We start from the raw sequence: 19,006 nt of genomic DNA, 5'->3' as shown, positions 1-19,006 counted from the left end.
AGGTATCATTCGGAGTTGACATGACTAGCGTGTACACAACATGACGTGGATCCTGGCTAATGCTCCTTCACCATCGTGGCTGATGAGCACCTTTACCGCGAGAACACGACAACAGGCAGTGGGAGATTGACATGACAACTACCAAGTCAGACGAGGAACACCTCGACGAGCCCTTTATCCTCGAAATCACCATTAATCGTGACTCGCCGGTTGCTCTGCATCAGCAGATTTCTGTACCACTGGAACGCATGATCACCAAGGGTGAGATCCTGCCCGGCCAGACAATTGAGGACGAGGTGTCACTGGCGAACCGCTTGCAGATCTCCCGCCCGACGGTTCGACGCGCATTCCAGGATCTGGTGACGAAAGGACTGCTGTCGCGACGTCGCGGTGTCGGAACGCGGGTCTCCCCCAGCCCGGTTCAACGCCAGGTGAAGCTGTCAAGTCTGAACGAGGACCTCATCAAAGCCGGCCACACCACCCGCACGGAAGTCCTGCGCTACGAGGTGCGTTTTGCTGATGAGGACATCAGTAAGAAACTCGCGTGCGATGAGGGGACGGAAATTGTGTTCTTCGAGCGTTTGCGGTGGCTCGATAACTCTCGCCTTGCCTTGATGCAGAACTACGTGCCCTCCGACATTGCCCCGTCGCTGACCGACCTGGCACGCGACGGCTTCTACCATTGCCTGGCCCAATCTGGTGTCCACCTCCAGTCGGGCTATCAGCAGATCGGAGCGAAGAATGCCTCAGACTATGAGGCGGAGATTCTGCACGTTGATCCGTCGGCTGCCCTCGTCACCATGAAGCGAACGTCGTATGACGAGTCGGGGCGGATCGTCGAGTACGCGACGCACTGCTACGACGCTGCGCAGTATGCCGTGACGATGCCGCTGGTGACGGCCTAGCGCCTTTTGCCGCTTAATTTTGCGGCCAGAAAACGTAGTTGTTTCCGCCGCGAGGCTCGCCCACAGGCAGGCTGACGTCAGTGGGCAGTCGCAGATCACTGAGCCCGACGATCACGCGCTGGCCGTCAAATTGGCTCCAATATTTCAGAGTCTCGTTCTCTGAGTCGCCCTCCCAGTCGGATTCAACCAACAAAACACAGTGCGCCTTGGCCGCTTGTCTGGTTTCAATACATAGTTGACAGGTGTGTCACGTCATAGTTGACACGGTGTGGGGGCGATGTGTCGGGTCATCGTTGACAGGTGTGTCACGTCATCGTTGACACATGATTGAAACAAACAAAAACGAAGTAATCGTCTCCAGCGTTATCGAAGCAGGCATGAACATCAGCGAGGCCGTGAAGCGTTTCGGCATCTCACGCCAATGGGTCTACACCCTGATCCAGCGTTACCAACAAGACGGCCTGACAGGCCTGCAGTCCCGCTCATGCAGACCCCACCATCACCCCCACCAATGCCCACCCCACGTGGTGGATCACGTGCTGCGGTTACGCGCCACGCTGATCGAGCAAGTTCTTGATGGCGGGGCTGAAAGCATATGGGCGCGTCTTGACGAACACGAACGCCCCAGCGTGAGCACGATCTGGAGAATCCTCAAAAAGCACAACTGCGTTGTGCCTCAACCCCACAAGAAACCACGATCAGCATGGAAACGATTCGAAGCCGCAGCACCTAATGAAATGTGGTAATCCGACTTCACGCACTGGCACACTCAAACCGAGCAAGTCGAGATCATCTCCTGGCTTGATGACCACTCACGTTCCTCCTGCACGCAAGCGCACACCCGCGCATCACTGGCCCCGTCGTGGTGGAAACCTTTACCACCACGACGCGCACCTACGGGTACCCGCGCTCCACACTGACCGACAACGCCATGGTCTACAGCACGCGCCACGCGCGCGGAGCACGCGCCCAAAACCGCCAACGCAACGCGTTTGAACAACTCCTTCACGACCTGTGCATCATTCAGAAAAACGGGCTCCTCGGCCATCCCACCACACAAGGAAAAATCGAACGCTACCACTACACGCTCGAAAAATGGCTCGCCGCCCAACCATCAGCCCCAACCATCACCAGCCTGCACAACCAACTCGACACATTCACCCGCATCTACAACTACGAACGCCCCCACAGAGTCTTCAACAGGCGCACCCCACACACCGTGTACACAACCACACCACCCGCACACCCCACCACCGAGCTATTCGAGAGGATCTGGCGAATATGACACGACAGTGTCGCCATCGCAGGCAAAGTCACCATGCGCCACTCAGGAAAACTCCTCCGCCTCGGCATCGGCAGACCCTACGCACACCACCCAGTCCTCATCCTCATAGCAGGCAACGACACCATCACCATCGACCGCACCATCGGAGAAATCATCGCCGAACACACCATCGACCCCACACACAAAAAGACCGGGACACCGCCAACAAACTGTCAACAATGTCCCGACACATCACAGTGGTAGGCCCAGGGGGAATCGAACCCCCAACCCACAGATTAAAAGTCCGATGCTCTGCCAACTGAGCTAAAGGCCCCTGTTACTCCAACTACAGCAGCATAGCGGCCCCACGCCCCGCCTCCAAGTTCACGGGGCACACCTCACGCACGCGCGCGGCGAGAAACAGGCAAAAAATGTGACCCCTGACCAGGCGGTGTCAAGAATGTGTCAGGAAAAATCGGCGCCGCGTCAAGAACGCGTCAGTTTTCATTCGGGCCCGGGCGACCTCGACGTTCAATAGCAGTGCCGCTCAACCGAGCGACTTCGCACGCCGGGTACCCCGGTTGCGGATCCGCCACGCCGGAGGGTTTCCGGCAGCATCATTCAGGAGCCATACCGTGCTCGACATTGTGTTTGTCGTATTGACGACCGTATTCTTCGGAGGATGCCTGGGCCTCGCATCGGCGGTGAGCCTGCTGTGACCATCCTCGATATCGCCTGGCTGCTCATCTGCGCAGCCGCAATCGTGTACGTGACCTATGCACTCATTCGACCGGAAAGGTTCGGGTAGTCATGGCGTTCATTCAAATCCTCGTTCTCATCGCGGCACTCGTCGCGGTGCATCGACCGCTCGGCGCGTACATGGCGCGCACCTTTACCTCTGAGCGCCACCTGTGGCCGGAGCGGCTCGTGTACCGCTTCGCGGGGATCCGAACAGACCGAGAGCACTCGTGGCGAATTTACCTTCGCAACATTCTCGCCGTCTCCCTCCTGAGTGTGCTCGGCCTCTACATCCTGCAGCGCGTTCAGCAGTGGCTGCCCATGGCGCACGGCCTCGGCCCCGTCGAAGAGACGCAGGCGTGGAACACGGCAACCTCGTTCGTGACCAACACGAACTGGCAGTCGTACGGCGGTGAAACGACGATGTCCCATCTCACGCAGATGCTGGGCATGTCGTTCCAGAACTTCATTTCGGCCGCCGTCGGAATCTGCGTGGCTATCGTGATCATCCGCGGTATTGCCCGCCACGGCACGGATAAGCTCGGTAACTTCTGGGTTGACCTCGTGCGCTGTAACTTCCGCATCCTTTTGCCGATCGCGTTCATCGGCGCGATCCTTCTGATCGCCGGCGGCGCCATCCAGAACTTCAACGCCGCCCAGCACGTGCACACCCTCACCGGTGGAACACAGATCATTCCCGGCGGGCCCGTCGCGAGCCAGGAAGCGATCAAGGAGCTCGGCACGAACGGTGGCGGTTTCTTCAACGCGAACTCCGCGCACCCGTTCGAGAATCCGAACGGCCTCACAAATCTCATCGAGATCTTCCTGATCCTGCTTATCCCGTTCGCCCTCCCCCGCACCTACGGAATCATGGTGGGCGACAAGCGTCAGGGCTGGGCTGTTCTCGGCGCGATGGCTGTTCTCGCGATCGGTTCGCTCGCCGCCACGACCTCCCTCCAGCTTCACTTCGCGGGCGATCATCTCGCCGCGATGGAGGGCAAGGAGGCGCGCTTCGGGATCGTCGGTTCGAGCCTGTTTGCGACCGCGACGACGCTCACCTCAACGGGCGCCGTGGACTCGATGCACTCCTCCTACGAGCCGATTTCCGGCGGCGTGTTGATCTTCAACATGCTTCTCGGTGAAATTGCGCCGGGCGGCGTCGGTTCCGGCCTGTACGGGATGCTCGTCATCGCGATCATGAGCGTGTTCATCAGCGGGCTCATGGTGGGCCGCACGCCGGTCTACATGGGTAAACGCATCGGCCCGACCGAGGTCAAGCTTTTGAGCCTGTACATCCTCGTCGTGCCCGTGCTCGTGCTCGTGGGATCGGCAGTCGCCATCGCCCTGCCGTCGACGGCGGCGTCGCTCGCCAACGGCGGCCCCCACGGCTTCAGCGAGGTGCTTTACGCGTTCACGTCGGCGTCCAACAACAATGGTTCCGCCTTCGCGGGCCTCAATGCGAACACGCCGTTCTTCAACGTGGCGCTGGGCCTCGCCATGCTGCTTGGCCGCTTCCTGCCGATGCTGTTCGTGGTGGCGCTCGCGGGCAAGCTCGCCTCCAAGAAGGTTGTCGCGACCAACCGCGGCACCCTGCGCACTCACACACCTCTCTTTGCAGGCGTCATGACCGGCATCGCGCTCATCGTGACCGGCCTGTCTTTCCTTCCGACGCTCGCTCTTGGACCACTTGCTGAAGGACTCATGTAATGACTCAGGTACAGGTGACCGACCGCGTTTCTTCGCAGCCTCACGAGGAGAAGACCGCGAATTCCGGATCAGGCTTCACGCCGCGCGCTCTTGCCAAGGCGCTCCCACAGGCGCTGCGCAAGTTGAACCCCGCGCACATGGTGCGCACGCCCGTCATGTTTATCGTCGAGATGGGCGCGCTCATCACGATCATCGTGGGCTTTTTCAAGCCGAGCGTGTTCGTGTTCTCGCTCGCGATCTGGCTGTTCCTCACGGTCGTGTTCGCGAACCTCGCCGAGGCTGTGGCTGAGGGTCGAGGTAAGGCGCAGGCCGATGCGCTCCGTTCCGCGAAGACAGCGGCCGTGGGCCGCGTGCGCCGCGAGGATGGAAGCATCGAGGAGGTTTGCGCCGCGGGTCTTCGCCCCGGTGACATCGTCGTGGTGTGTGCGGGCGAGACGATCCCGGGCGATGGCGACGTCGTCAAGGGTGCCGCGACGGTCGATGAGTCTGCGATTACGGGCGAATCTGCTCCCGTGATCCGCGAAAGCGGCGGCGACCGTTCGGCGGTCACGGGCGGCACGCGCGTCCTTTCGGACGAGATCGAGGTGCGCATAACCTCGGAGCCGGGCAACACGTTCGTGGACCGCATGATCGACCTCGTCGAGGGCGCGCAGCGGCAGAAGACCCCGAACGAGATCGCTCTTTCGGCGTTCCTTTCGGTGCTCACGCTCATCTTCTTGTTCGTCGTCGCAACGCTCGTTCCCATGGCCGATTACGCGGGCGCGAAGCAACCGATCGAGGTTCTCATCGCCCTGCTCGTGTGTCTTATCCCCACGACGATCGGCGCGCTCCTTTCGGCGATCGGTATCGCCGGCATGGATAGGCTCATGCGCCGCAACATCATGGCGACGTCGGGCCGTGCGGTCGAGGCCGCTGGCGACGTGACAACTCTGCTGTTGGACAAGACCGGCACGATCACGGTGGGTGATCGCCAGGCGAGCGCGTTCATTCCCGCCCAGGGCGTGAGCGAGGACGAGATTGCCTACGGCGCGCTATTGTCCTCTCTCGCGGACGAGACCCCCGAGGGTCGTTCGATCGTGGAGTTCGCGACGACGACCATGGGCGTTGGCCCGATTCCCGAAAACGAGTATCGAAACGCTGAGTTCATCCCGTTCAGCGCGGAAACGCGCATGAGCGGCGTGCAGCGCACTCCCGAGCACTGCATCGTCAAGGGCGCGGCTTCCGAGATCCTCAAGTGGGTCACCGCGAAGCGCGGAACCGTCACGGAGGATGTCAACGAGACTGTGCGGGAGATTTCTTCCGACGGTGGCACGGCCCTCGTCGTGGCCGAAGAGAAGGCCGGGGCCCGCCGCGTGCTCGGCAGCCTGCACCTCAAGGATGTCATCAAGGAAGGCATGACGGAGCGCTTCGCGCACCTTCGCAAGATGGGCATTCGCACCGTCATGATTACGGGCGACAACGAGCTGACGGCGCGTGCGATCGCGAAAGAGGCCGGCGTTGACGACTATCTCGCGGGTGCAAAGCCCGAGGATAAGCTCGCGCTGATCCGCAGTGAACAGCGCGGCGGCAACATGGTCGCGATGACGGGTGACGGCACGAATGACGCTCCGGCGCTTGCGCAGGCCGACGTCGGCGTGGCCATGAATACGGGCACGCAGGCCGCGAAGGAAGCGAGCAACATGGTCGATCTCGATTCGGATCCGACCAAGCTCATCGAGATTGTCGAGATCGGCAAGCAACTTCTCATCACGCGCGGTGCTCTCACGACGTTCTCGATCGCGAACGACGTCGCGAAGTATTTCGCGATCGTTCCCGCGATGTTCGTGAGCGTGTTCCCCGGCCTCGATCTGCTCAACGTCATGCGCCTGAGTTCACCCGAGTCGGCGATCCTCTCGGCCGTGATCTTCAACGCGCTCATCATCGTTGCGCTCATTCCTCTCGCGCTCAAGGGCGTGAAGTATCGGCCGGGTTCTGCAAACCAGCTCCTCGGCCGCAACCTGCTCATCTATGGCCTGGGCGGATTCATCGTTCCTTTCATCGGGATCAAGCTCATCGACCTCGTCGTGAGCATCATTCCCGGGCTCTAACCATGAGGGCCGAGCCGCGAGGGCGCCGCTTCTCGTGACCTCTCCGGCTCGGCCCCACCACCACTGTCGTTTTTCTCTCGATTGGAAAACTCATGAACTCGACACTCTCGGGCATCGTCTCCGCCATGTGGCGCTCCACGCGCGTCCTTCTTGCCCTTCTCGTTGTGCTTGGCCTGTTTTATCCGGCGGCCGTATGGGTCGCCGGCCGGGCGTTCGCTCACAATGCCGACGGTTCCATGATGAGCCTCGATGGCCGCACCGTCGGGTCGTCCCTGATCGCTCAGGACACGTCGAAGGATCCCGCCCTGTTCCACCCCCGGATGTCGGCGGGCAACTACGACGGTTTGGCTTCGGGCGGCTCGAACTTGAGCCCTATCGGTGAGGAGATCACCGCGCAGATCGCTGAGCATCGCGCCCTTATCGCTCGCGAGAACGGCGTTGATGAGGCCGTTGTCCCCGCGGATGCGGTGACCGCGAGTAGTTCCGGTCTCGACCCGCACATCAGCCCGGAGTATGCTCGTATCCAGATCGAACGAGTGGCGAAGAACTCGGGGCTTTCGCGGTCAGCTGTTGAACAGCTCGTCAAGAAGCACACCCAGGGGCGAACCCTCGGCTTTGCAGGTGAAGAGGTCGTCAACGTCAATGACCTGAACCTCGACCTGCTTGCGGCGAAGGACTGACATGAACACGGTGCGCGGTGTACTCAAGGTGTATCTGGGGGCTGCCCCCGGCGTAGGTAAGACCTGCGCGATGCTCGAGGAGGCCCACGACCGCCTGAAGGGCGGGGAGGACGTCGTCGTGGGCGTCGTTGAAACCCACGGGCGTTCGGGGACCGCCGCGAGGCTTGAGGGGCTGCCGGTGATTCCGCCTCGGCGGGTGAGCTATCGCGGCTCGACGTATGACGAGCTTGATGTTCCGGCGATTATCGAGCGTAAGCCCGACGTCGTTCTCGTGGACGAGCTCGCTCATACCGTGCACGGCGAGGATACGACGGCGAAGCGCTGGCAGGATGTGCACCGTTTGCTCGATGCGGGCATCAACGTCATCTCAACCGTGAACATTCAGCACCTCGAGTCCCTCAACGACGTGGTCACGAACATTACGGGCCACGTGCAAAACGAGACGATTCCCGATCCGGTCCTGCGCGAAGCGGAGGAGGTCGAGCTGATCGACCTGAGCCCCGATGCGCTGCGCGTGCGGCTGCGGCAGGGGCAGGTGTACGGGCCCGCGACCGTGGATGCGGCGCTCAGCAAGTTTTTCCGCAAGGGGAACCTCACGGCGCTTCGCGAGCTCGCGCTTTTGTGGCTCGCCGATCAGGTCGACGATGGTCTCGAGAAGTACCGCAGCGAGGAAGGCATCAAGGAGCCGTGGGCGGCGCGCGAGAGGATCCTCGTGGCCGTGGGCGGCGGCCAGAAGACTGCCGCCCTCATTCGCCGTGGCCGCCGCATCGCCGGGCGGATCGCCGGCCGCGAGCTCCTCGTCGTTCACGTCCTCGCGGCGGATGGCCCGCCGCGCATGTCGCCCGAACAGATGAGCGAAGCGCGTTCCCTCACCGAATCTCTCGGCGGCTCGTGGCACGTGCTTTCGGGCGATGACGTCCCGCGCACGCTCCTCGATTTCGCCACGACCGTGAACGCGAGCCAGCTCGTTGTGGGAGCTTCGCGTCAGGGCTTCGCGCAGCGGCTGCTCATGCGGTCCACGAGCGCCACGATTATCGACGGTGCCGGCGACATCGACGTGCACATCGTCGCCGTAGACCCGCCCGCCACGCACTGGTCGGCTCCTGCGCCGTCCACGAGCCTCTCCCCCGCGCGGCTCGCGACAGGCTGGGTACTCGCGACCATTCTCACGATCGTCGTCACCCTCGCGAACCTCGCGCTCGGCGATCCCACGGCGCACCTGCCCACGGCGATTATGAGCTTCGTGCTCGCGTCCGTCGTCGTCGCCCTCGTGGGTGGCCTGTGGCCGGCTCTCGCGACGGCCATCGGCGGCGCGCTATTGCTCAACTGGTTTTTCACCGCGCCCACGCACACGCTGTCCATCACGGAACCGAAGAACATCTTCCTGCTCATCGTGTTCGTGCTCGTCGCGGTCCTCGTCGCCCAGGTCGTCGACGGCGCTGTGAGCCGCCAGCGCGAGTCCCAGGAGGCGCGCCGGCACGCGCAGCTCATGACGGAGCTTGCCCGCTCCGTGATCCGCGACGGGATCGGCATTCAGGAGATCCTCGAGCAGATCGCCACAACGTTCGGCCAGGATGGCGTCGCCCTCGCCAACGTCGAGGGCACGACGCTCGTGCCCGACTACGAAGTGGGCATCCGGATCGAATCGGTCACGCTCGCCGACGAAGCCTTTTCGCTCGACGACCAGCACGTTCTCGCCCTCGTTGGCCGCCCGCTCACGTCGAGTGAGCAGCAACTCCTCGAAGCCTATTCGGGCCGGCTCGTGAGCCTCATGACCCAGGAGCAGCTCAACCGGACCCGCACGCAGGCCCGGCAGCTCGAGGCCGCGAACTCCGTGCGTACGGCGCTTTTGACGGCCGTCTCGCACGACTTGCGCACCCCGCTCGCGACGATTAAAACGGCCGTCTCCGGTCTCCTCCTCGACGACGTTGATCTTCCCCGCGACGCACAGGTGGAGCTTCTGCGCACGATCGAATCGTCCTCGGACAGGCTGGATCGGATCGTCGCGGACCTCCTGGATATGTCGCGCATCCACACGAATAAGCTCAAGGTTAAGGCAGTCACCATCGGACCCGCCGAACTGGTTGCCCAAACCCTCCGCCACATGGACCCCTCCCTCGTGCCGCCTTCGCTCGACGAGCGCGTCCCGCGCGAACTGCCGGCAATCACGACGGATGCGGCGCTCATGGAACGCGTGCTCGAGAACCTCATCAGCAACGCCGCCAAACACACCGACTCGGGGGTCACGATCGACGCGACACAGGATGGCGAGCGTATCCTCATTCGCGTGATCGATTACGGACCCGGCCTCACCGAGGAGAGCAAGGCGCGCCTGTTCACGCCCTTCACGCGCTTCGGTGACACGACGAACAGCCACGGGCTTGGCCTCGGCGCCGCGGTTGCGCGCGGGCTCGCGGAAGGCGTGGGCGGCACGCTCACCGCCGACGATACTCCAGGAGGTGGGCTCACAATGGTGTTGTCACTGCCGCTCACGATCACCCCAGCCACCACCGACAGTGTGCCCACCCCCGCACACGAGACCACCACCGTTGGGAGCGCGTCATGATTCTCATCGTCGAGGACGATCCGGCACTGGCCAGGGCCATGACCGTTAACCTCACGGCCCGCAAATACCAGGTGCTCACGGCAACGACCGGGGAGGAGGCGCTCGTCATGGTCGCCGACAACCCGATCGAGGCCGTCCTCCTCGACCTCGGCCTGCCGCACATGAGCGGCCTCGACGTCATCGACGGGATCCGCGGCTGGTCAGACGTCCCGATCATCGTCGTGACCGCCCGCCACGAAACCTACACGAAGATCGAGGCGCTCGATCGCGGCGCCGACGACTACGTGACCAAGCCCTTCGCGCTCGGGGAGCTCCTTGCGCGTTTGCGCGCCAACCTCAGGCGGCGAACGTCGGGCTCCCCCTCCCCCGTCGTGACCACCACCGACGGTCGCCTCACGATCGACCTCGCCGCAAAAACCGCGACCGTCAACGGCACGCCCGTGCGCCTAACCCCGCACGAGTGGGGCATCGTGAGCTACCTCGTGAACCACCCCAATCAGCTCGTGCGCAAGGACGAACTGCTCGAGAACGTGTGGGGCCCCGAATACACGAACGGGGCCGGCTACGTGCGCGTCTACATGTCGCAGATCCGCCAGAAACTCGAGGAGGATTCCTCCGCCCCGCGCTACTTCCTCACCGAGCCGGGCCTCGGCCACCGCTTCGTGCTTGGCAGCTAGCGTCAACGCGGTGAGTAGCTCGCGACCAGTCGCGCACACATCGCGCTATAAAGCGTTGCTCACAGGCTGGCTCCGAGTCTTGAGGTCTTCCCACGAATCGGAATCAGCAATGTCATCTTCATACGCGATGAGATAGCCCCATCGCTGGCCTTCGAAGGCATCCTCGGCGACCAATCGACGGACGAGCGATTCCGCAGCCTTGCGCTTTTGCTTGCACAACCGCGTCTTCTCATCCCTTCTCGGATTTACCCTCGATGATCCAGTGGACACCATCGGTGTCAAGGGCAACGAAGTCCGGGAAGTAGCGATCCTTCGGGTTGTAGTAGACGAATGCACCTGCGTGTGGGTGCAGGCGATGCCACCACACAATGCTTGAGGAGGTGTTCAGGAGCTTCGCCAACACGTACTTTCCGCTGTAAGAGTCGAATGATTCAGACTCCATTAGGGACTTGAACCAGCCACCATAGGTGCGGCGCACCACGAAATCGGCGCGGCCCTCAACCTGATCGTGGATCGTTTCTCCGATCGGCAGGCTGTGGTCCTCGATCCGCATCACCTTTGGATAGACCTTAGGCACCTCACGAGTAGACTGCAGAATCTGGTGCACGTACCCCTGAATGAGCTGTTGAAGTTGATTTTGTGCCGAGTCCAAGGTATCTGCCCTGCCGGTGACTGGACGCGGTAGGTGGCGGCGTTGACCGTCAGTGTCATCGCCCCGGTGCCTTTGATCGTGATGATCGGTACCGCGTCGAGCAGTCCGGGGTTGGTGACCTGTCCAGAGGCGGTGAGCGTGTGGGGATAACGCTGCGATGGAATCTTTCTTCGCTCTTGTACAAAAGAACGTTCTTGATCGTGGCTCTTGGAACAGGCGCCGTGAATTATCTGCCGCGATCACTCACTGGATTGAACGGACATATCACAGGAAAAGACGGCAACGAGCACTGGGTAAATTGACACCAATCGAATACGAAACAATCATGGAACCAGCCGCATCCCTTGCGGCCTAAAAATCAGAAGGAAAACTGTCAACCAAACCCTCAGCAGACCCAAAAGACAGCGTTGGATGTGACTTTCAGGCCAGGTCAAACGTAGTGCTTTGATGATGCCTACCCCGCCATCGGTTACCACTACCGTCGGGGCTGGTAGCCGGTTCATTAATGCTTGGTAGGCGGCAGAGTTTTCCCGTTGGCACCACTGCCAAGCGATAATCTTTTCCCCGTTGGTAGCGGTGATTAGACACCAGCCGTAGGCAAGATAGATTCCATCAAGTAGCACCTGATCGTAGACCTCGCCAGTGACCGATGGCTTGGGCACCTCGACTTGCCAACACCAGGCGCATTTAGTGGCAAAAGAGGTTTTAGCTACCCCGAGTTGGCTAACCGAATAGCCTTCTAGCAGCCATTTTATAAACAGGTCTGCTTGGGCTCTAGCGCTCATATCAGGACGTGATTTAACTGCCGAGGACCCGCAGGCCAGGCAACGCCACCTAGTTCGCCTAGAGCTAGTCTTACCGTTCTTTACAAGCCTTTGTCCGCATACACCACAAACCGGTCGATTACAAGCACTCTTCACACAATATGCTCTCAAAGCATATTCAAACCGTCATAACCCTTGATCAAACCCCAAAAAAATAACGAATTTATACACACAATTCAGGTATTAACCCGGAAATGACTTGGTGGATCTTTTTACCCCACTTTCGCAAGCCGACATCGATACCGCCAAAATCAACCAATTGTTGAACGAACTTAAACAAGCAGCGGACAAATGCGCCCAGGTGCCCCCGGCGACACTTCCGTCATTCCACCAGTGCCAGTTGCTTACTGAACTAGCGAACAAACAGGGCATCACCCTGCAGCAGCTGTCCGAAAATATCACCAAGGGTCAAGGCCTGCTGGCGATCGCGGACAAACTTTCCCAGGCTGATCCACAAGAAATGAAGGCGAAGCTGAACGCAGCAGATCAAGGAGTTAAGGAACTTAGCCGGCAAACCGCCCTTACCCCACAGGCTCGACCGGAAAGCAAAAACCGACTCTAAGAGATGGCACTTATGCCTTGGCGAACGGATTAGACCAGGCGCAACGGGGGGTTCAGAAACTTTCTGCCGGAGCCTCTACCCTAGATAAAAATTCCGGACAGTTACGCACGGGGGCTAATGCTCTCAGCGGCGGCCTTGATTCGCTTTCCCAGGGTGCGGGCAAAGCCTCCGAGGGTGGAAAACAGTTAGCGGGAGGAATCGACAAGTTAACCACCGGTGCTTCCAGCCTAGAAGATGGACTACGTGATGGCGCTGAGCAGGTTCCCACTGTAGATAAGGGACAGGCGAAAAAAGTTTCGAAGGCCGCTAGTGGGGTCACGGACGTGAAATCGGTACGCCAAAATCCGGTTCACGATAACGGTGCCGGATTCGCCCCCTTCTTCATGGCGCTATGTTTGTGGATCGGCGGGATTGCTATCTTCTTGATTTTCCCCGCCCTGGATTTGCGGCGTCACCCCGAAGAGAGCTTCTGGAGATGTGGTTTCCGGTCTATGGCTATCGGGGCGCTCTTTGGCGCTCTGCAAGCAGTTACTGTAGCAACTGGGCTGCAACTGTTCCTAAAGCTAGATGCCCAAAACTTCGGGGCCTTAATCTTGATAGCGGTACTGGCTTCTATCGGATACCTGGCAGTGAACCAGGCTTGCGTAGCCGCCCTCGGATATCGAGGACGCGCCCCTTCGGTAATCCTGCTCTGCCTGCAAATCACCTCTACCGGAGCTACCTTCCCGGTAGAAACCGCCCCTAGGTTCTTCCAGTTCCTCAGCCCACTGCTCCCCATGACCCATGTGGCGCGCACTATTCGCGCGGCGATTGCGGGCGGAGAACTGCACTTAGGTAAGGCGCTAGTGGTATTGGCAATCTGGACGCTACTGTCCTGGGTGGCAACTCTTATTTCAGCGGCACGCCGCAAAGGTCAGCGCCCCATGCCCTATGATCCGGCACTGACTTTTAAGAAGGTTCCTTCGGTGTCTTCGCCCTTGGGGGCAAACTCTGCCAATAACGTTGAGGACTTTGACCAAAGCACCCGCCAAGCCAAAGAAAACCTGCCTAGCTGATTGTGCCGGGGAGCGTAGGTATTAAGCGGGACAAAAGATCGGTTCCTGTAAAACTTGCCCACCCCACCATTATGCACGGGAATAAGTTTTATCCGAGTCGGCTAGGCGGGCGTTAAATCCGAAAAAGACGCTGTCTTTTTCGGATTTTGGGCAGGAGGAAAAACTTATTCCCGTGCTGGACGGAGTGGGAGGTGCCCGGTGTGCGCCTGGCTACATGACTTTCGTTTTTTCGACCTCTTTGGCAATATCGTGGATCCGCCCGGCAATCGTATGCCGTAATACCAGACCGAGCACTAAGTTCGGAATCACAAACACCAGGATCATCACCAGGTTATAGGCAAAATCCCCTGCATAAATCCCGGCGATAGCTGAACGCATCAAATTAATCGCATAGGTGGCGGGCAGCCAGGGACTGATGCTTTGGAACCATTGCGGCAATAGTTCCAACGGATAAGCTCCACCAGCGGCAGAAATCTGTAGCACCAGTAACAACACTGCTAAGGCTTTACCCGCATTAGCCAGTGCCACCACCAGCGTATAAACGATAACGGTAAAGACGGTGGAAATAACCCAGCCTGCCAAAATCAGCAGGAAGGGATGGGCTGGTTCAATCTCCACAAACACAATCAGCCCGACCATCAGCAATGTGGATTGTGCCATCCCAATTACCCAGAACATAAAGTAACGCCCCAGATATTCTTGCGCCCCGGTAAATATAGACTTTTTTTCTGCGGCTTTCGCGGCTGTTTTCGCATCGGGAGTAGGTGCGGTTTCACTTGCCTTCGTTTCCGCCCCTTCCGACCGGGACAATTCCTCTGCATTCGCATCCGCACCGGCGACTGCATCAGGATCTTTCCGGACTCCCCTGCTGGCCAGATAGCGTTTAGCCACATTCTCAGAAACATCAGTGCGCAGGAAAACCCCCGCCAGGAGCGCCCCCACCCATAGAGCGATAACGGTGAAAAGCGGAGTCATCCCCACCCCAAAGGTGGCGACTGGGAACACCGCATTGCGTTTTACCGCTATCGGGGACGAAATTAGTCGGGCAAAATCTTTGGGGTCAGCTCCTAACGTGGTGACGATTTTTTTCAAGTCCCCTTGCGACTGGGCAGACGAAATCTGTTCCCGAGCCTGATCCAAGCGGCGGGCTCCCTCACGCATCTTTGTCGCGGTATTGTCCAGGCTATTTTGAGCCCGACGCATACTCGCTATCATCCCGCCCGCACTTTCCGACAGATCGGTTTGCACCGCCTGCAGATAGGAGCGGAAAATCTTCACATTTTTCCCGGCAGAATCCAGGTTCTTACGCAGGCTCTCAATTCTTGGCTGTAAGTTTTTCTCAAAATTGGATCGAGCGGTGGCAATAGCCTGTTGCGCGTCTGCTATGGCTTGGCGGGCTTTCTCTCTCAGGTCAGAATCGAGGGTTACTCCCCTGCGTAGGTCAGATGCAATACTGCCCAGTCGCTCGGACAAGGTTTGTTGGCGAGCTATCGCCGCGTCCAGCTCGGACAGCAATCGGTCAACGGCTGGATCCTTCCCTTCTAAATCCGCCCCGTCCGGTCCCAGTGCCTGCTCGAGTGCGTCCCGTGTTTGTTGGAAGCCAGCGATTTGTTTATCCAACAAAGTTTTCAGCTGTTCGACTGTGTCCGCACTGCTCTGGCTGGTGCTATTGGCCGAATTCAGCAACTCGTCTAACTGCTTTTGCAGATCGGAGATATTGCCTTCTGCCAGTCTCACAGCATCGTCGAGCCCAGAGGATACGGATGCGAGGGGATTGGTTGTTCCGCCGGCACCTTTTTTCCCGGAATCAAATGTGGAGTCAACAGCCTCCTCAAAGGAATCCTGCACCCCTGCAGCCAGCTGTTTTGCTCCGGTGGCGAGTGGCACCGCCGAACCTATCAAGGTAGACAGAGAACTAACGGTGTTCGCCCCGGAATTCAGTTCTGCAGAGAGGGTTTGGAGGTGGTTGCTCAGCCGATCCAGAGCTGCCTGAGTATCAGCATGCTCTAGATAAGAGGACACGTCCTCAGCGATAGCCACGGTGGCTTCTGCCAAGGTTTGCGAAAACACCGTGTTGATCTGCGCGGTGACTCCCTGGGCGCCTTGCGTGGTGAGATTGGCTGAGAGCGGGTTCTTCTTTTCATTGGTGTGCAGCGTGATATTTGCCGGGGCTGCTCCGCCGGCATAGAAGGTAAACATGGACTTTGAAAAATCCGCCGGTAACACAATTGTCGCGTAATATTCCCCCGAGCGTGCACCCTCCAAAGCCTGATCTTTACTGGTTATTACCCAATCAAACTGGTCGTTTACTGCCAGTTCCTTAAGTACCGTGTCTCCCACATTTACTTTGACGTTCAGTATCTTGCTGGTGTAACCGTCGTCGGTGTTAGCCACAGCAATCTTCAGCTGTCCCGAATTTGAGAAGGGATCCCAAGTAGCCAACACGTTGAACCAGGTGAAGAACATGGGCACGACAATCAACAGGACCAGGGAAATCCGAACCATAATGCTGCTGCGAATCTGACGGAAATCGTCTCGGATGATGAAAAGTACTTCGTTCATCGCGTCTCCTCGCTGGTTGCGGAGGCATCGGATTCGCCAGCCGACTGCTCAGAACTATCATCCGCAGCGTCTACCCGCACAGACGCGCCAATGAGGCGACGTTTACTGCGACTGCGGTAATGTTCGCTGCTCAGGTTCTCCGACCGATTTGCGGTTTTGATAGCATGCGCGTCTCGCTGGCGAGCTAGGCTCTCGAAAAGTTCATCTTCCGTCAGATGCGACAGTCCCTCGGCTCGTTCGATTGAGCTCTTTAGTACAACTACGCCAACCAGAGTCCCCATGATGGCCACTCCCCAAACCGCTACTAATCCCAGGAGCACGGGTTTACTGGCGGAGGTGAGCCAGGAAATCATCCCGAGCACAACCAGTACCAAAATCCCCACGCTACTCAGTCCCTTAATCAAAGCGGGATAGCGGGCATTGAACTCTTCTTGACGTCGCCGGATACGGGTGGAAAATTCTTTTCGGTTCGCCAGCAGCGCAATGATGTTACTCAAGCGGTAACCCCGACTTTGTAGCTGAACGTCTTCATTCACGACCAGTTCAGTGCGAGCCAAATCATCGTAGAACAGCTGGGTGAAGTAACCGAAACGACGCCTCCCCACAAACCCTAGAAGGAACATGGTGACGCTCATGAGCAATAGAACCGCCATAACATGCCAGAATCGCCCGTGATAGAACCCGCCGATAGTCTCTCGGATCGCGTTGATGCCGTAAGAAAACGGGAGCATCGGGGAAAGCTGGCGGAAGAATCTGGGCATGAGCTCGATCGGATAAATGCCCGAGGCACCGGGAATCTGCAACACCACCAGCAAGATTGCCAGGGCTCGTCCCACGTGACTGAACGCGGCTGCTAAAGCATAGATAATTGCCAAATAACACGGGCCGATCAGCATAGAGGTAGCAATGAAAGCGGGAGCGTTGGCGGCTTTCACTCCCAGCAGCAAACTGCCTACGCTGACAATTAACCCCTGCCCTATGGACAGCACCCCGGAGAGCATGAAGCGCCCCAGATAAGCCGAGCGCAAACTCAACCAGTCAAAGCCTTCTTTATCGACTTCTACCCGGAAAATTATGACCAGGATGAGCGCACCAATCCACAGGGACAGATTGAGGAACATAGCCGCCATTCCCGAACCATATGAGTTGATGGGAAAGAGGGGCTTCTGGTCGAATTTTACTGGTGAGGTTAAGTAGCGTCCGATATTGGTCGGATCGAGCCCAATGACTGTTTTCAAAGTTCCCGTCCGAAGCGCGGTAGCCAGAGTCGCCACATCGTTTTGCGCCCCGCTAGCCGTATTGGACAGCAGGTTCAGGTCGTCCTGCACCTGATCAAGCACCTTTTGGGTGTCCCCAATCTGGTCATCGATTCCGCGGGTAAGCGTAGAAATTTCTTTAAGGGAAATCCGCGCGGTACTCACCGCGGAGTTGATGGCTCCCAGCTGCGCCGACAGCTGCGTTACCTGGGAGTTTAACTGAGATGCGGTTCGAGTGGACTCTTCCCGCAGACCAGTGGCGCCGTGTTGCGCGTCCGTCAGAGCCTGATTAAAGGATTTCATCAGTGCCTGCAAATCCTTGCTAGCCTTGGTGGCATCCGCCCCGGTTTTCCCGACCTTGTCGAGCAAATCCTGCATCTCGTTCAGCTGAGATTTCAACTCTGCAGCGAGCTCTTGTGTCTGCGGGAATCTTTCTAAAATCGCAATCTGCTCACGCATTTTCTCTATCGAGGTATTCGCTCTTTTAATTCCGGATTGCAGCTGCGAGTCTATTTCGGTAAGTTTATTTGTCGCATTGGAGACCGCCGAATCCGCCGCCGCCGAGGATTCATTGAGTGCTTTTTGGGCGTTAATACTGGCTTGTCCCGCCTGAGCAGCAAACTCGGAAGCATCAGAGACGACCGTCCCTAAAATTCCTTGCGCATCACTTAAAGCCGCGGAAACATCAGCCAATGCCGGGTCAGCTGCAGCCAGCGTAGCCCGGACTTTTTTCATAGTCTGTAAGGAACCCGTCACAGACGCACTGGCGGAATCCAAGGTGCCTTGCGCATCGACCAGATCCCGGTTAATACCGCTCAAGGCATCTAAAGCACTGCCCTCAGCACCAGCAATATTTGCGTCGATCTCTAGGGCACCGTCGCGCAAAGCTTGCGCAATGGCCTCGCCTACCTTGCCCCGGAAAGTTGAGGTGATTTGAATATCGAGTTCATTTGCTCCCGCACCGGTAATTTTGGGGGCAATGGCGCCTTTCTTTTCATTCACGTTGTATTCGATGGTCGGCTGATGGAGCTGGCCGCTGAAAATATCAACTAAATCTTTACTAAAGGTCTTAGGGATGACAAAAGTCGCATAAACTTCCCCGGTTCTGATTTTGTGATTGGCTGTGGCTTGATCAGTAAACTGCCAGCCCAGCTGCTTATTCTCTGACAATTTGTCGACTACCAGGTTGCCAACATTTAGCTGACCAGTTAGTGCGGATTCCGTTCCCACATCGTTGTTCACTACCGCTATGGGTAGGTTTTCCGTCGCGTTGTAGGGGTTCCAAAAGGCCAAAATATTCAGCCAAGTGTACAGGGCTGGGGTGACCAAGATACCGATGACCATAATCAGGGATCGCGGAACCGCAAAAATCCGCTTTACGTCACGAGCAAACACCCGGCAGCTATCTTTCACCCTGCCATAATAACCTTGTGTTCAGATTCTGCAATTTCGCTCTATATCCCATTCAAAA

The 19,006-nt window shown here is 58.6% G+C and carries 17 protein-coding genes, 1 tRNA gene and 1 pseudogene; 12 read left to right on the top strand and 7 right to left on the bottom strand.

Annotated features, from left to right (window positions below; all coding sequences use genetic code 11):
• Positions 1-131 precede the first annotated feature (131 nt).
• Positions 132-905: a GntR family transcriptional regulator gene (locus tag BLT69_RS04425; protein WP_070726524.1), complete on the top strand. Its 774-nt coding sequence runs from the start codon at positions 132-134 to the stop codon at positions 903-905.
• Positions 906-918: 13 nt separating this feature from the next.
• Here the strand turns inward: BLT69_RS04425 and BLT69_RS04420 are convergent, their stop codons facing one another.
• On the bottom strand, positions 919-1,095 hold the full coding sequence (locus BLT69_RS04420; protein ID WP_157886347.1) for a hypothetical protein: 177 nt from the start codon (positions 1,093-1,095) through the stop codon (positions 919-921).
• A gap of 133 nt (positions 1,096-1,228) precedes the next feature.
• Here BLT69_RS04420 and BLT69_RS04415 point away from each other — a divergent pair, with 133 nt between their 5' ends.
• Together BLT69_RS04415 and BLT69_RS04410 are read left to right on the top strand one after the other, a co-directional pair.
• Positions 1,229-1,651, top strand: a complete 423-nt coding sequence (locus BLT69_RS04415; RefSeq protein WP_092648490.1) for a helix-turn-helix domain-containing protein — start codon at positions 1,229-1,231, stop codon at positions 1,649-1,651.
• Between the two features lie 116 nt (positions 1,652-1,767).
• Positions 1,768-2,190: an integrase core domain-containing protein gene (locus BLT69_RS04410; RefSeq protein WP_058236520.1), complete on the top strand. Its 423-nt coding sequence runs from the start codon at positions 1,768-1,770 to the stop codon at positions 2,188-2,190.
• 42 nt (positions 2,191-2,232) lie between these two features.
• Here BLT69_RS04410 and BLT69_RS11050 read toward each other — a convergent pair whose 3' ends face one another.
• On the bottom strand, positions 2,233-2,355 hold the full coding sequence (locus BLT69_RS11050) for a hypothetical protein (RefSeq protein WP_257590411.1): 123 nt from the start codon (positions 2,353-2,355) through the stop codon (positions 2,233-2,235).
• Between the two features lie 72 nt (positions 2,356-2,427).
• Positions 2,428-2,503: transfer RNA gene (locus BLT69_RS04400), tRNA-Lys, on the bottom strand.
• 348 nt (positions 2,504-2,851) lie between these two features.
• Here BLT69_RS04400 and BLT69_RS04395 point away from each other — a divergent pair.
• The 6 genes from BLT69_RS04395 to BLT69_RS04370 all read left to right on the top strand — a co-directional run bounded on the left by BLT69_RS04395 (position 2,852) and on the right by BLT69_RS04370 (position 10,624).
• A complete protein-coding gene (locus BLT69_RS04395; protein ID WP_082628504.1) occupies positions 2,852-2,977 on the top strand; it encodes a potassium-transporting ATPase subunit F in 126 nt (41 codons plus the stop codon).
• A 2-nt stretch (positions 2,978-2,979) separates the two neighbouring features.
• Positions 2,980-4,614, top strand: a complete 1,635-nt coding sequence (gene kdpA / locus BLT69_RS04390; protein WP_058236519.1) for a potassium-transporting ATPase subunit KdpA — start codon at positions 2,980-2,982, stop codon at positions 4,612-4,614.
• Positions 4,614-6,701 (top strand): potassium-transporting ATPase subunit KdpB, encoded by a 2,088-nt coding sequence (gene kdpB, locus BLT69_RS04385; RefSeq protein WP_070726519.1) that lies wholly within the window; start codon positions 4,614-4,616, stop codon positions 6,699-6,701. The genes kdpA and kdpB overlap by 1 nt, the downstream gene beginning before the upstream one ends.
• Positions 6,702-6,793: 92 nt before the next feature.
• Positions 6,794-7,381 (top strand): potassium-transporting ATPase subunit C, encoded by a 588-nt coding sequence (locus BLT69_RS04380; protein ID WP_070726517.1) that lies wholly within the window; start codon positions 6,794-6,796, stop codon positions 7,379-7,381.
• Between the two features lies 1 nt (position 7,382).
• Positions 7,383-9,947 carry a DUF4118 domain-containing protein gene (locus BLT69_RS04375; RefSeq protein WP_092648489.1) on the top strand — a complete coding sequence of 855 codons (2,565 nt, stop codon included), beginning with the start codon at positions 7,383-7,385 and terminating at the stop codon, positions 9,945-9,947.
• Entirely contained in the window at positions 9,944-10,624 is a 681-nt protein-coding gene (locus BLT69_RS04370; RefSeq protein ID WP_092648488.1) for a response regulator, read from the top strand. The genes BLT69_RS04375 and BLT69_RS04370 overlap by 4 nt, the downstream gene beginning before the upstream one ends.
• A gap of 229 nt (positions 10,625-10,853) precedes the next feature.
• Here the strand turns inward: BLT69_RS04370 and BLT69_RS04365 are convergent, their stop codons facing one another.
• On the bottom strand, positions 10,854-11,180 hold the full coding sequence (locus BLT69_RS04365; protein ID WP_157886346.1) for a hypothetical protein: 327 nt from the start codon (positions 11,178-11,180) through the stop codon (positions 10,854-10,856).
• Between the two features lie 232 nt (positions 11,181-11,412).
• Between BLT69_RS04365 and BLT69_RS04360 the strand changes: the two are divergent.
• Positions 11,413-11,631 (top strand): annotated as a pseudogene (locus BLT69_RS04360) (integrase core domain-containing protein); the annotation flags it as partial.
• Here the strand turns inward: BLT69_RS04360 and BLT69_RS11305 are convergent.
• A complete protein-coding gene (locus BLT69_RS11305) occupies positions 11,600-12,196 on the bottom strand; it encodes a transposase-like zinc-binding domain-containing protein (RefSeq protein ID WP_443728817.1) in 597 nt (198 codons plus the stop codon). The pseudogene BLT69_RS04360 and the gene BLT69_RS11305 sit on opposite strands and share 32 nt — an antisense overlap.
• Positions 12,197-12,302: 106 nt before the next feature.
• Between BLT69_RS11305 and BLT69_RS04355 the strand changes: the two genes are divergently transcribed.
• Positions 12,303-12,662 (top strand): hypothetical protein, encoded by a 360-nt coding sequence (locus tag BLT69_RS04355; protein ID WP_092648486.1) that lies wholly within the window; start codon positions 12,303-12,305, stop codon positions 12,660-12,662.
• 17 nt (positions 12,663-12,679) lie between these two features.
• Positions 12,680-13,717: a YhgE/Pip family protein gene (locus tag BLT69_RS04350; protein WP_092648485.1), complete on the top strand. Its 1,038-nt coding sequence runs from the start codon at positions 12,680-12,682 to the stop codon at positions 13,715-13,717.
• A gap of 210 nt (positions 13,718-13,927) precedes the next feature.
• Here BLT69_RS04350 and BLT69_RS04345 read toward each other — a convergent pair whose 3' ends face one another.
• Positions 13,928-16,279 carry a YhgE/Pip domain-containing protein gene (locus BLT69_RS04345; RefSeq protein ID WP_092648484.1) on the bottom strand — a complete coding sequence of 784 codons (2,352 nt, stop codon included), beginning with the start codon at positions 16,277-16,279 and terminating at the stop codon, positions 13,928-13,930.
• Positions 16,276-18,948 carry a YhgE/Pip domain-containing protein gene (locus BLT69_RS04340; protein WP_092648483.1) on the bottom strand — a complete coding sequence of 891 codons (2,673 nt, stop codon included), beginning with the start codon at positions 18,946-18,948 and terminating at the stop codon, positions 16,276-16,278. Before BLT69_RS04340 ends, BLT69_RS04345 begins: the two co-directional genes overlap by 4 nt.
• Positions 18,949-19,006 lie beyond the last annotated feature (58 nt).

This window comes from Schaalia radingae, from assembly GCF_900106055.1.
Lineage (GTDB): Bacteria > Actinomycetota > Actinomycetes > Actinomycetales > Actinomycetaceae > Pauljensenia > Pauljensenia radingae_A.
This window is presented reverse-complemented; position numbering and strand designations above follow the sequence as displayed.